General features: G+C 48.5%; 12 protein-coding genes and 1 pseudogene. 11 read left to right on the top strand and 2 right to left on the bottom strand.

Translation table 11 applies throughout. The features are described from left to right. Positions 1–18 precede the first annotated feature (18 nt). The 5 genes from nirB (at position 19) to H511_RS0102110 (ending at position 7,192) form a co-directional block, all read left to right on the top strand. Positions 19–2,547, top strand: a complete 2,529-nt coding sequence (nirB, locus tag H511_RS22245; RefSeq protein ID WP_051287718.1) for a nitrite reductase large subunit NirB — start codon at positions 19–21, stop codon at positions 2,545–2,547. After that, the gene (gene nirD, locus H511_RS0102095; protein WP_027250822.1) at positions 2,544–2,876 is read left to right on the top strand and encodes a nitrite reductase small subunit NirD; all 333 of its coding nucleotides are present in this window, start codon (positions 2,544–2,546) and stop codon (positions 2,874–2,876) included. The genes nirB and nirD overlap by 4 nt, the downstream gene beginning before the upstream one ends. Positions 2,877–3,201: 325 nt before the next feature. Continuing rightward, complete coding sequence (locus tag H511_RS0102100; protein ID WP_027250823.1) at positions 3,202–5,262, top strand: NHL repeat-containing protein; 2,061 nt, start codon at positions 3,202–3,204, stop codon at positions 5,260–5,262. A gap of 14 nt (positions 5,263–5,276) precedes the next feature. Continuing rightward, on the top strand, positions 5,277–5,531 hold the full coding sequence (locus H511_RS0102105) for a hypothetical protein (RefSeq protein ID WP_027250824.1): 255 nt from the start codon (positions 5,277–5,279) through the stop codon (positions 5,529–5,531). 23 nt (positions 5,532–5,554) lie between these two features. Next, on the top strand, positions 5,555–7,192 hold the full coding sequence (locus tag H511_RS0102110; RefSeq protein WP_027250825.1) for a methyl-accepting chemotaxis protein: 1,638 nt from the start codon (positions 5,555–5,557) through the stop codon (positions 7,190–7,192). A gap of 482 nt (positions 7,193–7,674) precedes the next feature. On the opposite strand, the gene H511_RS0102115 is transcribed toward H511_RS0102110, so the two are convergent. Beyond that, on the bottom strand, positions 7,675–7,899 hold the full coding sequence (locus H511_RS0102115) for a hypothetical protein (RefSeq protein ID WP_027250826.1): 225 nt from the start codon (positions 7,897–7,899) through the stop codon (positions 7,675–7,677). 791 nt (positions 7,900–8,690) lie between these two features. Here H511_RS0102115 and H511_RS0102125 point away from each other — a divergent pair. The 4 genes from H511_RS0102125 (at position 8,691) to H511_RS0102140 (ending at position 12,398) form a co-directional block, all read left to right on the top strand. Next, complete coding sequence (locus H511_RS0102125) at positions 8,691–9,068, top strand: hypothetical protein (protein WP_027250828.1); 378 nt, start codon at positions 8,691–8,693, stop codon at positions 9,066–9,068. A gap of 91 nt (positions 9,069–9,159) precedes the next feature. Then, positions 9,160–10,194, top strand: coding sequence for a hypothetical protein (locus H511_RS0102130; RefSeq protein WP_027250829.1), 1,035 nt, complete (start codon positions 9,160–9,162; stop codon positions 10,192–10,194). Between the two features lie 126 nt (positions 10,195–10,320). Further along, positions 10,321–11,163: a pPIWI-associating nuclease domain-containing protein gene (locus H511_RS0102135; protein WP_027250830.1), complete on the top strand. Its 843-nt coding sequence runs from the start codon at positions 10,321–10,323 to the stop codon at positions 11,161–11,163. Between the two features lie 131 nt (positions 11,164–11,294). Continuing rightward, positions 11,295–12,398: a hypothetical protein gene (locus H511_RS0102140; RefSeq protein WP_027250831.1), complete on the top strand. Its 1,104-nt coding sequence runs from the start codon at positions 11,295–11,297 to the stop codon at positions 12,396–12,398. A 250-nt stretch (positions 12,399–12,648) separates the two neighbouring features. Here the strand turns inward: H511_RS0102140 and H511_RS24960 are convergent. Further along, positions 12,649–13,178: pseudogene (locus H511_RS24960) on the bottom strand (IS91 family transposase); the annotation flags it as partial. A gap of 640 nt (positions 13,179–13,818) precedes the next feature. Between H511_RS24960 and H511_RS0102160 the strand changes: the two are divergent. Together H511_RS0102160 and H511_RS0102165 are read left to right on the top strand one after the other, a co-directional pair. After that, positions 13,819–14,508 (top strand): DUF1007 family protein, encoded by a 690-nt coding sequence (locus H511_RS0102160; RefSeq protein ID WP_248616558.1) that lies wholly within the window; start codon positions 13,819–13,821, stop codon positions 14,506–14,508. 128 nt (positions 14,509–14,636) lie between these two features. Beyond that, the gene (locus H511_RS0102165) at positions 14,637–15,671 is read left to right on the top strand and encodes a nickel/cobalt transporter (RefSeq protein WP_420835027.1); all 1,035 of its coding nucleotides are present in this window, start codon (positions 14,637–14,639) and stop codon (positions 15,669–15,671) included. Positions 15,672–15,680 lie beyond the last annotated feature (9 nt).

Here is a 15,680-nt window from a genome sequence, read left to right on the forward strand (position 1 = left end):
CAGGAGAGTATTATGTTGATGCAAAGAGAAAAATTACTGGTGGTGGGCAACGGCATGGTCGGCCATCACCTGATTGAACAACTGGTGGCGAAGAACGCCCATCAGCGTTATCAGATCATTGTGCTGGGTGAAGAGCGCTTTGTCGCCTACGACAGGGTGCATCTGTCGTCGCTGTTTTCCGGCAGCGAACATCAGGATCTGCTGCTCAGCAGTGAGCAGTGGTATCAGGACAATGGCATTGAGTTGCTGCTTGGTGAGCAGGTTGTGGCGATTGATCGCGACAAGCAAAGAGTGACACTCGCCAGCGATACCCAGCTGGCCTATGACAAGCTGGTGCTGGCAACCGGTTCATTCCCCTTTGTGCCGCCTGTGCAGGGCAGCGACCGGGACAACTGCTTTGTCTACCGCACTCTGGATGATTTGTCGTCGATCAAAACCGCCTGTGCCGGTGCCAGAACCGGTGCCGTGGTGGGCGGTGGCCTGCTCGGGCTGGAAGCGGCAAATGCATTGCGCTTGCTGGGCCTGGAAACCCATGTGGTGGAATTTGCGCCCCGGCTGATGCCGGTGCAGATTGATGATGCAGGCAGTGCGCTGCTGAAAAGCAAAGTGTCTGAATTGGGTGTGCAGGTCCACACTCAGCGTGCCACCACGGCGATCACCGATGGTGAAACCGCGTATCACAGAATGAACTTCAGCGACCATGAGCCGCTGGAAGTGGATGTGATCGTCTTCTCTGCCGGTATCCGGCCGCAGGATACGCTGGCGCGCCAGTGTGGTCTGGAGATCGGCGAGCGCGGCGGCATTGTGATTAACGATGCCTGCCAGACCAGCGATCCGGATATTTACGCCATCGGAGAATGCGCCCTGTGGCAGCAGCGAATCTTTGGGCTGGTGGCACCGGGTTACAGCATGGCGCGCATTACGGCCGATCAGATTCTTGGCGTTGACAGCCGGTTCAGCGGCGCGGATATGAGCACCAAGCTGAAGCTGATGGGCGTCGATGTGTCTGCCATCGGTAACTCGCTGGGTCAGGGCGAAGGCTGCCAGGAGATGGTACTGCAGGACATGCGCGCCGGTGTCTACAAGAAACTGGTGGTGAATGACGCCGGCGACAAACTGCTGGGGGCAATCCTGATTGGCGATAATCAGGACTATGACGCCCTGTTGCAATGCTACCTCAATGGCATGCCGCTGCCTGCGCATCCGGCTGAGCTGCTGTTTGATTGTTCTTCTTTGCAGGGCAGCAAAGACGCCGGTGCCATCATTTGTTCCTGCCACAATGTGACACGTGGTGACATCGCCGACGCGGTGCAGGCCGGGACGCACGAGCTGTCTGAATTAAAAAGCTGCACCAAGGCCGGCACAGGCTGCGGCGGCTGCAGCACTATGGTGAAAGCCATACTCGATGAAGAGCTGGCCGCCCTGGGCATGGAAGTCAATAACCACATCTGCGAGCACTTCGCTTATACCCGTCAGGAGCTGTTCCATCTGGCCCGGGTCGAGCAAATTCGCAGTTTTGACGAGCTGATCGCCCGTCATGGTCAGGGGATGGGCTGTGATGTCTGCAAACCCGCCGCCGCCTCGATTTTTGCCTCCCTGTGGAATGAACATGTGCTGGATGCCAGGCATCAGCCGCTACAGGACACCAATGATGCCTTCCTGGCTAACATGCAAAAAGACGGCAGTTATTCAGTTGTGCCCCGGATACCGGCCGGCGAGATCACCCCGGAAAAACTGATTGTGTTAGGGGAAGTGGCTAAGAAATATGACCTGTACACCAAGATCACCGGCGGTCAGCGTGTCGATCTGTTTGGTGCTCAGCTCGAGCAGTTACCGGATATCTGGCAGGCGCTGATTGACGCCGGATTTGAAACCGGTCATGCCTACGGCAAGTCATTGAGAACCGTCAAATCCTGTGTCGGCTCCACCTGGTGCCGCTATGGCGTGGATGACTCAATGGGCCTGGCCATTATGCTGGAGAACCGTTACAAGGGGCTTCGCTCACCGCACAAACTCAAGTTTGCCGTATCCGGTTGTACCCGGGAATGCGCCGAAGCACAGAGTAAAGACATCGGTGTGATTGCAACAGAAAATGGCTGGAATTTGTATGTCTGCGGCAACGGCGGGATGCGCCCGCGCCATGCGGATCTGCTGGTGTCTGATCTGTCTACCGATGAGCTGGTGACCATGATAGACAGGGTGCTGATGTTCTATGTCCGCACGGCCGATAAGCTGCAGCGCACCTCCGTGTGGCTGCAAAATCTGGAGGGCGGTCTGGACTACCTGCGCAGTGTGGTGGTCGACGACAGCCTGGGCCTCAACGCCGAGCTGGAAGCGCAAATGAATCATGTGGTGGACACCTATCAGTGTGAATGGAAAACCACCTTGTCAACGCCGGAAAAACTGGCCCGCTTCCGCCGCTTTGTCAATGAAGGTGACGCCGCTGCAACACCGGATTACCGACGCGAACGCGGTCAGCGCATTCCGGTTCGGATGGTCGATCCTAAGACGGAGTTAATTCAGCAAACAGAACAGGAGGGCGCATGAGCTGGGATAAAGTCTGCGATCTGGATGCCCTGATCGCCAATTCAGGAATGGGCGCAATAGTGGGAGGGCGGCAACTGGCCCTTTTTTACCTGCCAACCCAGGAGCCAGCGGTCTTTGCGCTGGATAACTGGGACCCTATCGGCAAGGCGTTTGTGATTGCCAGAGGCATAGTGGGAGACATCAAAGGGGAAGTGTGTGTGGCCTCACCCCTGTATAAACAGCATTTTAGCCTGCAAACCGGCCAGTGTCTGGAGCAGCCCGACGTCAGTGTGCCTGTCTGGCCAGTGAAAGTAGAGAAAGGGGAGGTGTGGGTAGACACTACCGCATAACAGTGCCCGGTTAATACGACAAATTGCACCACACTCAGAAAATAACAAGCCGCGCATCATTGCATGACGCGGCACGAGCCAGCCAGAGGAATACTCATGGCTGGCTTTTTTATTCAATAACTTACGTTGACGTAAAATTGACGTTGTTAAATATTTACCATTCTGGGAATTACCAATTTTATTGTCAGTTAATCTGCACCTTTTGTATGAATTTTGAGCGCTATCAAATTTTAGAACAGAGTTCTTCCCAATAACTCTATGCTCATCTATTCATACAGGAAGACTATCACAATACTTTTGATTTAATTATCAGCAGGCTAACCCGATGGGCATACAGTTTCTCGCTTCGATTGGCAGCGTACATACAAGTTTGCCGACCTTACCCTGCACGGCCTTTGGAAATGTGTCTCTTAATACGCCGGTGGGAAATTGCATTGATCATTTCGGTCACATCTGGCTGGCAGATACGGCGCATAATCGGCTGCTGGTGTTTGACTCAGATATGGAGCAGGTTCTGGCGACCTATGGCACGACAGGTGATGGCGAACAGCAGTTTAATATGCCGTTTCGTGTCTGCCCGCATCCTGATAAAAACTGGATCTATGTGAGTGATATCGGTAACAGACGGATACACATTCTGGAATACGACAAATCGCTGTCAATCCGGTCCGTAAAACGTTTTGGTGATGCGCCTGATATCGCGCTGAAAGGGCCCAATGGTATGGCGTTGTATCAGGGAGAACTGTGTGTTGCTGATGAGTTTTATGAAGGGGAGGGAGGAGCCAGCAGGCTGGTGGTCTTTTCAGAAGATGGTGAATATCGCCGCGCCATTCACCACATAGAGACCGACAGTGAACCGCTGCATTTTCTCTGGCCTCAGGGGATGAGTCTGGATGATAAGGGGTATTTATATATCGCAAATACCGGCTTTGCTACTGTCGTACGTTGTGACTGGCAAGGTAAAGGGGTGCCCTTTTCGGCATCAGGCCGCTGCTATATCGATAACCTGGCACTAGCCAGAGATGTCTCTGTGGCTCAGAACCGGATCCTTGTTCCTGGGGCAGAAGCTAACACGATTTCTGTGTATGACATGGATGGCCGGTATCAGGGAGCTTTGGGCGGATTTTTCTCGCCAGTTCAAATCACAGCGGTTCACCACAGCAAGCGCTTGCTGATTACTGAGCCTTTTCTGGCATCACTGCAGTTGCACAGTGTGGATCTGGCTCAGGTATCCGGTGGAGAACGGGTATCGTCACGGGTTCTTACTACTGTGGGAGATGAACGGGATAATCCGGGCCAGTTTCATTTTATTACTGCTGTTGCGGGCACTGTGAATGCTGCCGCAAAAGCAGAGACTTCTTCACCGTTTAAACGGATGTTTGAGCATTGGTATACACATCAACTGACGTTGCAGGAAACCTGGCTGAAAGCGTTTCAGCCAGCGGCAATGCCAGCCTGGTGGAATCTGGCCGTGTCTACTCAGCTTGAGTGGGTGCAACGTTGGCAACAGACGTGGATCCGCGTGATGCTGAACGATAAGTTTGATAATCCGGGCAAAGTACTGTGGATGGTCGACGCCGGTAATTTCCAGCTCCAGGCCAGTGAAAATGGTGCTCAGGACTCGGCGTCACCGGCTAGTTTACCGCTTATGCCGGGCTCACTGGGAATCGTCGCTTACCAGCCCGCTCAGCCCCTGCCCGGTCAGCTGGACGCCGATGTCCCCCTGATTATTGTCGGAAACTATCTCAGCGGCATAGTGACTATCTTTCAGTATGACGGCAGGATTGGCGAGCTTGTACCCTATACCAGCTTCGGGGGAATGGGCCGCTTGCCATGGCAGTTCAATAAACCTCAGGGTCTGGCTGTTGACCCTCTCACCAATGACATTTTCATTGCCGATTCGGGAAATAACCGGGTTGCGCGATGGCGTTTACATCCGTCAGGCATTGTTGGACTGGTAGAGGTATTCGGTGAGTTAGGTCAGGGTAACGGGCAGTTTCATACGCCTACGGATGTCGCAGTGTGTGATTCCGGACGGCTGTACATTACCGATCAGAATAACAACCGGATCCAGGTCTTTGATAATGAATTGAACTGGCAATACAGTTTTGGTCAGCCGGGCTACAGCATTAACAGCGATCACTTTCTATTACCGACCAGTATTGATTACGACAACCAGCATTTGTTTGTGTCTGATCTGGTTAACCGGGCGATTAAAGTATTTGATGTAAACGGAACCTTCATTGACAGCTTCAGCGGTTTTGGGGCCGATACCAATAAAGGACAACTTTGGATGCCGTATTTATTGCATGCAAGGGACAATCATATTTACCTGCCCGACTGTGCGCTAAACCGTATCAATGTTTATCGCTTCGAACACCATTAAAAGAAGGAAACTGCATGGATAATGTATTTCAGAAGGCTCGGGACAAGCGAATTCGTCAAGCAACTGCCAACGCAGAAAAAGGAATGACCGAGCAGCAGGTCACGCAGTCGCACATATTACTGGCCACACTTGAAGAGGCTGTGAATCATTTTGTTGCCAATAGCGGCGAAGATTTGAAATTGAATCAGGACAAAATACGTGAAATGCACCAGCAGCATCATCTCTGTCTGGAAGGCCAGAGATTGGGTGCCCCACATGAAAGTCAGTGATTACGGGCAAGGGAGAATACAGAATGAAAAACTGGTTTTCTGGATTAAGTATTGCTGCACGAATCTGGGCATTATTGGCACTGTTTGCTGTTGGATTACTGATCAATACGGTAATTAATGCCAGTAAGACCCGGGAATTCATGGCAAACAACTATAAACAGGGTGTAGTTAATCTTGTTGAGAGTGCGGTTGGTATTATTGATTACTATTACGGGCTGAGTCAGGAAGGTGTTCTGAGTGAGGCTCAGGCAAAGGCTGCGGCAGCTGAAGCAGTCAGCGCCATGCGCTTTGATAATGGTAATTATGTTTTTATAGGCGATAAGGATGGTCTGCAACTGGCCAGCGGAATAAAAGCGCTGGTTGGTACCAATATTCTGAATTTAGAAGATGCGGAAGGATTCCAGTTTGTGCGGGAGCTGTATGTACAGTCCGGCCGGGGAGGTGGCTTTGTGGATTATGTCTGGACCTCCAGTGGCGACAGTGGTGTCAAAGAGCCGAAAACCAGCTATGCCGCAGAGTTTGGCCCGTGGAAGTGGATGATTGGCAGTGGGATGAATATGCAAGCCTTACAGGCGGATATCCGGCAAGCTGAGATTATCTCAGCCACTAATGCCGCCATTATGCTGCTGATACTGTCCGTACTTGTTGTTGCGATTATTCGCTCCATCACCACACCGTTACGACGAACGGTGGAGGCAATGAATACTTTGTCGCGTGGTGAAGGGGATTTAACCCAGCGCCTCAGAGAAGAGGGCGCGCGGGAATTGGCGGACTTGTCGCGATACTTCAATCAGTTTGTCGCATCGGTTCAGCAGATCATGGTGCAGATCAGTACGGCGGGCACTCAGGTTGCCACGGCTGCCAATCAGGTATCGTCGTCAATCCATACCGTCGATGGCAATTTAAACCAGCAGCAAAACGATGTTGAACAACTGGCAACCGCCATGAACGAAATGCTGGCGACGGTAGAAGAAGTCAGCCGCCGTACTGTTGAAGCCAACGATGCCAGCTTGTCGGCAGCCAAAGGCACCTTGAATGGAAAAGCCATTGTTGACAGAAATGTCGAGGAAGCCAATCTGCTGGCGGATAATATTGACCAGGCCAGCAAGGTGGTAGAGCAACTGGCCGCCAACAGCCGCAATGTGGATACCGTGCTGGAAGTAATCCGCGGGATTGCCGAGCAAACCAACCTGCTGGCATTAAATGCCGCGATTGAAGCCGCCCGTGCCGGTGAAGCCGGACGCGGTTTTGCCGTTGTTGCCGATGAAGTCAGAACCCTGTCGCAGCGCACTCAGGAATCGACGCTGGAGATCCAGAAAATCGTCGAGCAGTTGCAGTATGGTGCGGAAAATGCGGTGAAAGTGATGGCAACAGGGACAGAAAAAGCTGCCAATGCCTCGAAAATCTCAGCAGATGCCGGAGAGGCACTCAACAGCATTAACGCCGAAGTACAGACAATTCAGGCGATGAATCAGCATGTCGCCACGGCGACCGAGCAGCAGACACTGACCCTTAATGATATCAACAGCAATGTAGTCAGCCTTAAAGACATGTCCTTGTCGGTGGCGACTGAGTCAAACCAAATGGCTCAGGCAAGCGATGAGTTAATCCATGTCTCTGCTGATCTGATGACGATGATCAACCGGTTTAAGCTGGCCTAGACGCCAGCTCTGGATTTCCGTATCCGCGGGAATGACGACATAACATTATGATATTAAACTAAAAATACCCGTCTTCCTTTAACGCCGTGCCAGGCGACAACCTGAAAGGTTGAAGTAAGTCATGTATTGGGGAGGGAATGTGTGACAGGCTTTTGCCCCATTGTTGGTTAGAGGGGCAGTGCTTGTCCGGGCATTTTTTTGTTGCCCGGCAAAGCGGGCAAACCTTTCAGGTTGAGTTAACCCAGACGAGCGTACTTTCAGGTCGCTCGTCTGCGGTGAAGACATTGCAAAACAAGGCCGTTGTACTGATTTGTTGCCTGAAATCACACTGTGGTTGATTCAATACATCAACCCTGAAACCGTGTTCTAGTCTTGGAAACGGGATGTTTAGGGGGGGCTTGATAGAGCGCTTTGGCGGTAGCGTGGTTTGGGGTAATTCTGAGGATTTTGCGGGTATGTCGCGCTTACGTTTGGTGGCAATCTCACCATTTCCGGATGCGCGCCAGACACTCTTTGCTGGCCCAAAGAGTGCCCAGAAATGCCTTTTGATTCTTTGGTGTTGTCCGGATCGGTTGTAGGCGCTCCCGGCGCCGACAACCTAAAAATTCGTCCATGAATTTTTCCCTGGGGGAGAGGATTTCTTGGATCTTGTGGTTGTTGTTGTACAGTGTGTTTTCAGCCAGGCATTCATTATTCACTTCTGTCATTGCCGCGCAGGCGGCAATCCATACAACGAGTGCAGTTTCTGTAGATGGGTGGATATGCTGAGGCTTCTTTGTGCAGGGTAAATGACCGATGTCGCTTTTCTCACAAGCTTATGCGTCGCTGATATTTGGTGTAAGTCATGAAATACAAGAAAAGTATTAAATATCAGTTGGTTAGCAGAAGTGGGTTGAGTAGGATATACGACATGATGTCGTGTATCTTACTGATAGATTTATCTGGTTAAGCGCATTTAGTTCAATATAATCAATACCTTAAGTTATTTCTGATTGAAAGAGTTATATGACAGAGTTATACGACATGGTGTCGTTGAATAAAATGTTAAATCTTTATGATACGAAAAATCTCTGCAACACTGGCAATGTTACACCTCATATCCGTTTTCTTTATGGGGTATGCAATTGCAAATAGCACTGATCCAAGTGCGGTTATGGCGTGGCTTCTGTACCTCACAATAGATTTTCCTGTAGCTTGGGGCATGGTGCCGCTCGCCTACGTGGTTGAGATGATCAATTTCGTGGATATTGCCGGAGATGAAGGGGCTTACAGTATCTACCGAGACATACCAAACTTTTGGTACCCCGCCCTATATATAGGTATTGTTGGTACTGTTTGGTGGTACTACTTGCCACAGTTAATCATTAAATCCATAAGATGGCTTCGTAGTGGTCGCTAGATTTAACAAAGCAAAGCAGTCGGACAGTTTAAAGTGTCTTCCGCTTCGCTCCATGCCACTTCAAACAGCCGCTGTTTGCGGCGTTAAGCGGCATTTACGATGAAATATTCTGCGTTGCTCTTGTTTCTTTTCTCAGTATTTGCATGGGGTAGTGTTATTCCAGTGGATGCTGAAGTCGTACGCCCACAAGCTTGTGGTCATGAGCAAAGAAATGACCAAGGATATTTGTTGCCTCTGGCGGCAATGAACCCAATTGATATGCCATGTGGTAACTGTACTCTAGAGGTCACTTTTGATGTGCCTGCCATTGGCGGATTTCCTGAGCATGTAGAGACCAACTTTTCGGGTATGTCGTCCGCCAATGCGCAAAAATTAGTAGAAATATTTTCCAGTAGCTGGGCTTTCCCGTATTGTTTAGAGAGCGGCAAGAAGTCTGGTTTCAAGCGGGAGGTTTGGCGTTTCGTGGGGCCCGCTTAACAAGGCCATGCTGCAGACGGCCTACACAACGCGCTTCGCGCTAAAAGCGTTCCGGCCGCTGCAGATGGCAACGTTAGAAAAATGAGGACGTATGGAGAAAAGTTATTCAGATTACTTGGTTGAAATAGAAGAATTAACTCAGGGTAATGAGCTAATGAGCTCACTGTTACTTGATAACTTCTACAAAAACCTCCCAGATGATATTAATAAAAACAATAAAAAACTGCTAAATCAGCTTTATTTTCCCTTAAAACGTAAAGAAATGTGGCAATGTGGGCACGAGAATTGTGAGGTTGAATCATGTTACTCCCATGAAATATCGGAGAATTTATTTCTTAAGCACCTCGCAGATCTTGATTCAAACGTAGTAATTATTGATAAAAATATATCAGGAAATGCATTTTTTTATCATGAGAAAGAAGTACATAAGAGAAATGCTAGTAACTTCCCAGGATATTGTTCTGAGCATGATTCAAAATTGTTTTCTGATATTGAAAATTGCTCCCCCTCATTGAACGAACACTTTGTAAACAAGCAGTGTTTGCGCTCAATACGTAGAAAGAAGTTTGATCTTCTCCTTCAAGTTAGCGGGGTAGACAAATTTGTAGATGACATTGAGGATGAGTTGTTGGATTCTCCTCCAGTTAAACAGGTTGTACAACACTTTGAGAGTAAGAAACAAATTCTCTTAGAAAGGGTTTCAATTCTTTCGAAAGTTTACGACAAGGTTTATGCAGGGATTAATAACCAAGATTACTGCATTAAGTATAGAGAATTAGGTCAACCTAAACTAGGGTACTGCTTTTCCGAAGTATTTGATTGCACTATGGAAGAAGATACAGAGGAATGTATATTGTTTTGGTTCAAGATCGATTTTTTTGAGGACTCAAAAGCTTTTGTTTGTTGGCTTGATAATGAAACATCTAAACAAGTTGCCACTCAGATGGCTGCTGATTACGAACTTCAACTCATAGACCTAATGTATGTTACAAAAGAGAAACTAGTATTTTCGTCAGAATTTTTAAATCAGATGAATAAGGATGCCAAAGATATCTTTTTACAAAATGGTGAACTATATAATCTTGGCCCAGTAGAAAAGGTGTTTCTAACTCAAGAATTTTTCTAACAATCTGTTTAAGAGGGATTCTCAACGCGTGGCATTTTCACTATGCGTTGGTCTAAGTGATTAAGGTGGTATGCAGAGGCATCAGTATTGCGTTGCTCACCCCTTAACAGGGCGTTAGGAGGGTAAATGGATCGATTGAAAGAGCAATACCAAGAAAGAATTAACAGTGTCCTTCTTGATGGCTTTGAGAAAGAGTTATTGGACTCTGCTTTTGTTAATCTTTTGACACCAAACCCACTTAGATTAAACAACTTTGCCTATGCTCTGCGCGAACTGACAAGGCATGTTTTACATCGATTGGCGCCAGATGATGAGCTTCAGCAATGCCAATGGTTTGCGCCAGAGAAAACATCATCTACAGGGATTACTCGAAAACACCGCATTAAATTTGCGATCCAAGGCGGCCTTTCTGATTTTTATGTAACGAAAAAACTTTACATTGATGAGTTAGATGAGGTTTCAAGCGAATTGGTAGCTATCATCAATCGTCTAAGTGAATTTACACACATAGAAGAAGCAACATTTAAAAGTTCAATAGAAGAGACGGAAAGAACAGCAGATGAATGCCTTTCAGCAACTCTTGACTTTGTTAATAAGATTGATGAGCTGAGAACAAAAGTTGCGGATAAGCTTTTCGATGATATCGATGGTGTTCTGATTGACAGAATAAACAGCGAATCGGTTGTTGAGTTAATGGAAATATCGACCCACCAGTACATTGAGGAAATAACAGCGGAAAAAATTCATGTTGTTAAAATCGGCGTTAACTCTCTGGAAATGCATGTTGAGGGGAGTATTGGTGCGACCTTAATGTATGGGTCAGCATCCGATCGGCGTAAAGGAGATGGTGCTGAAATTCCAGCTTCGTTTCCCGTATACAGTGAAATGGAAGTTCTTTTTAAACAACCATTGGGTAGCTCTATTAACCTTAATAGATTCAGTGTAGATATTTCGAGTTGGTATGAGTGAGTCTCCTAACAAGGCCAGGCACGGCGACGTCTTTTTCGCTACGGCTTTCGCCTTCGCTACAAAGCCGCGCGTGCTGGCGGCGTTAAACGTTTTTATCAACTTCAGAATCAGTAGTATTTAAAGGATCGCAAATGAGTCACAGTGTAATTTCGGATAATTGGTCATTACAAAATGTTGGTGAATTATTGACCAAAGGTGTTGGCGAAAGCAAATCACATTACATAGTAATCGATAAAGAAAATGACAGTTATTCTTACGAAGATAGCTTGAGTGCCATCATTAATACTGAAGCACTGTTTGATTTGCTTACTGATATAATTTTACGTGATCAGATTTTAGTTGAAGAAAAGTTTATCCATGCTTGGAATCATGAAGGCAATCCATTTCAAGAAGCTGTATCTCAAGGTGTCATCCGACCTTATCCTTTTCTAGTGGACTATAAAAGACTGCAAGGACCACGAGACGAATTTATTGACCGTTTGAGTCTAACATCAGATTTAAAGAAAGATCACGAAGAAAACCGTGTAGGTTTTCTTCAAAATAGATATGCTCCTCATGGTTATTTATCCCAAACTTTATGGGGTGGTGCAGGGATGTTGGCTAGAGGTTTTGTTTATGAAAAAGGATATACACCACACCCTGTGAGAAAGCGCTTTTTTACTGATGCTGGGATAATGGTTTCAAACGAAGACTCAGTGCTAAGACTAAACCGACTAGTCTCAGAGAAAAGAGCTTCTATAGCTTCATTACACAATGCTGGTAGTGAGTTATATGCATTAAATGTAAACATGCTTCCATTGCCAATCAGAGTAATACAAGAGTCAAATACTGCGAGTGATATGATTAAAGTGGCTCTTCAATTGAGAAGTGAGTACCAAGAGCTAAGAGATTGGTTAAATTGCTATCAGCAAGCATTAAGTGATGGCAGTTACAAAGACATGAATAAATTTTCCAAAATTCTTCAATCTATCTCTTTGTACGTTGATTCAACAATTGACTCCGTAGACTCTAATGCTCCTACATTCACAGCCGGTATTGGTGTACTTAAGGTAGCAGTAAAAGGACAGCCACTAAACACACTAGTAAACCAATTTGGCATTCGTTCCATGGTTAATAAACTGATTCTTAGCCGCAGTGGTACATCAGATCTGAAAAAATATTTGGGTTTCTTTGACCATAAAAATACAGTTGTAGGAATGAAGGTTGTTGAACATTTTTCGCAAAAAAACGTTTAACAAATAAGGATACGTGTCGCGCAGCCGGCACATCTATCCGGGTGTTGAACAAGCCCGGACAGCCTTATTAAGCAAATTGGTCGGTTGGGATTCGGTGGGGGTTGCGCCCGCGGTTTTCTTCAGGGGAGCGCAGCCGGGAAGTGATCACGGTGTGTTTCACTTCAATGGGTTACCGCCTGAATTCGGTCTTGCATTGGCTTCCTCCTCGTTGGTGATGCTACGCATTCTCCTTATTCTGTTTGCCTTTCGGCTATCCCGGTCGGGTGATGCCGACGCAGTGCATGGCATGCTGGCAGCATGGGCAGTCCCGTGTTGCTTTCAATGGCTCGGTTTTCACAGACAACTGCCATGTTGGCAAGCTGAGCAACATCTGTTGGATGGTGAGCTGCAGTGTTCGCGCGCTGCCATGCAGCAGGCCATAATCCCGCACCCGTTGTAATCCTTTTGGCAGCACATGCTGCAAGATCAGCCACAGGAACTGCACCACAGGCAGGGTACGCGTTGCCGGTTGCCGGGTCCGGTATAACGGAAGGTCACCTGACGGTCATGGAACCGGATAATATCCTTGTCGGGCAGAACGCCACGGTAGAGGTAGCGCGACAGGTATTGCAATGCCGGCAGGCCCCGTCCGACCGCACGGCAGTCAACCACCCACGCGGTTGGCAGCGGTGCCGCAGGCAGCCCAAGCGTCGGGTGGCGTGCAATGGCATCGAGCAGCCGTGCCCGCCAGACTTTTGCCAGGGCGGTGTGATGAAAGAGGAAGCCCTTCTTGCCCTTGTGCCCTGTAACAAATTTCTACTATCGATTTTAAAACTTAGATGTATTCACAGATCAGGGGAAAAATACATGGATGTATTTTTAGGTTGTCGGCGCCGGGAGCGCCTACAACCGCCCCGGCCAACATCAGAGAAACAAAGGCATTTCTGGTTACTGTTTGTGCCAGCAAAGAGTAACTGGCGCGCGTCAGACAATGATGAGAGAAGCACTGAACTCAAGCGCGACATATGATCAGCAAGAATTGATGTCCTTTTAAAGTGGTCCGTGGATCACCCTATCCCAGAGACAAATTCACGGAAAAAATTCTAGTTTTTTGGCACCCGGAGTACCCACAAGTGCCCCAGCCAAACCAAAGTAACCAAACCACTTCTGGGAATGTTTCTGCCCACAGTCAGCGCATATTCACACAGGTCAAGCTAGCTCAGATGCTTGGCACGGCGTACTACCGATCTGTTACCTTTCTTCAGAAGTTGGCTGAAAGATTGTGATGACGTTTTTTTTCGTGCAAGGATCTCGCCTATCGTCGTGGTTCTCGGAGAGTCTCAACACAGCACCTCTGATGCATTTGATGCGCCTACGGCGATCTTGTGATTCACATTCGTTATGTTATAACAATTTCTTTATGTCGATCAGCAGTACTCACATGGTTCAAATTCACGGATTTCGGCAACATTTTGATGGATTCAGGCAAGGTATCCAGCGGTGCTTCTGGGCGTTTGCTCTTTTGGTCGCGCCAACAGTACAGGCGCATCCTCATTCCTTTGCGGATATGAAGACGCATATCCAGGGAAAGGATGGCGTGATCACTGGCTTTAAAATGGAATGGACGTTTGATGCGATGACGTCCGCTTATATGCTGGACGGTGAGGATACTTCCCCTGAAAACGAGCAGCATACCTTTCGTAAGATGGCGGCATCCATGCTGGAAAACATTCAGGGTGATCAGTATTTCACCTATTTTTATGACGGTGATCAGCCGCTTCACTACAAACCGGCCCATAGCGGGCAACTGACGCGTGACCGGGCAAAGCTGGTGCTCAGTTTCGTGCTTCCCCTGTCCAGCCCTCAGCCAATGACACCCGATACATTGCGACTGTTAGTGTTTGAGCCGAGTTTTTATCTCGGGATGACATGGAATAGTGAAGAGGATGTTGTGTTATCCGATGCGCTTGCCCGTGATTGCCGGGTTGAACTCATTGAGCCGAATCCGACGCCGGAGCAGGTGAGCTATGCCATGTCTCTGCCCGCCGATGCGAATCCGGATAACACGTTGGGGCAGTTGTTTACGCAAACCGTGCAAATGCATTGTGAGCACACTGCAGCCGTAAAATGAATCGATTCATCAAGCAGCCGGATACAGTGCAAGGTGAAATCCTTGAGTCAGTTGAAGAGATAAAGTCAATGGCACAAAGCAAAATAGACCTGCGTCGTTGGTATGTCAGCGCAACGTTTGTATGCGTCATGGCTCTCAGCTTTTATCAGTTGTGGTCGGTGTGGCCAACCCTGGTGGTGGCAAGCATTCAGTGGCAGCGGGAAGTCAACGCCCAACTGGCTGACTTGTTATACGATGCGAAATCTAATCCGTTGATCGCCGGCGTATCGCTGGCAGGGTTCAGTTTTCTTTACGGCATGTTGCATTCGCTGGGTCCGGGACATGGCAAAGTGATTGTGACAACCTACCTCGCGACACATCCGACCAAGGTGAAAGCCAGCTTGATGCTGACTGCCATTTCAGCATTTTTTCAGGCCCTTGTTGCCATCGCTCTGGTGAGTGTGCTGGTTTGGGGCTTTCAGGCGTCGATGCGCGTTGTGAATGAGAAAGCGATGGTTTTCGTGTCGTTGAGCTTTACGCTGGTTGTGGTACTGGGTGGCTTGATCTGCTGGAAAGCAATCAGGCAAATTTATCATTCAGTACGTGGTGCTCAGCGCCATGCTTCATCCTTGTCATCTGCGTCATCTGCGTCATTAGCATTCCCGGTGGTGCGTTCAGCTACGCCGTACCAGTCCGCGTTAACATCAGCGATTCACCGTCCGGCTATTCGCGCCACTGCGTCAAGACAAACCGCTCAGGGTCATGATCACCATGCGGACTGCGGATGCGGACACCAGCATGTCGCAGATGCGGAAGCAATCAACCGGGCCTCAACCTGGAGGGAGTATGTCGCTATTGTGGCATCCATTGGGATCCGGCCTTGTACGGGAGCTGTGATGGTGCTTTTGTTTGCCAATCTTGCCGGGCTTTACTGGATGGGTATTGTCAGTGCCATCGTGATGGCCGCAGGGACTGCATTCACAACGTCTCTGATTGCAATCATGACACTAACAGGAAAACAATTGGTTCAGCGGTATCTGATGACTGACAACAGTCACAGCAAGGCAGGCTGGCAACTGGCCGGTTATTCTCTTCAGCTACTTTGCGGCGTGTTGCTGATGGTGATCGGCGCATTGCTCATGAACGGGCAGGATACCGGTATGTCTCCGATGTTTTCGCTGTGAGTGACATTG

Source organism: Photobacterium halotolerans DSM 18316, assembly GCF_000425165.1.
GTDB lineage: Bacteria > Pseudomonadota > Gammaproteobacteria > Enterobacterales > Vibrionaceae > Photobacterium > Photobacterium halotolerans.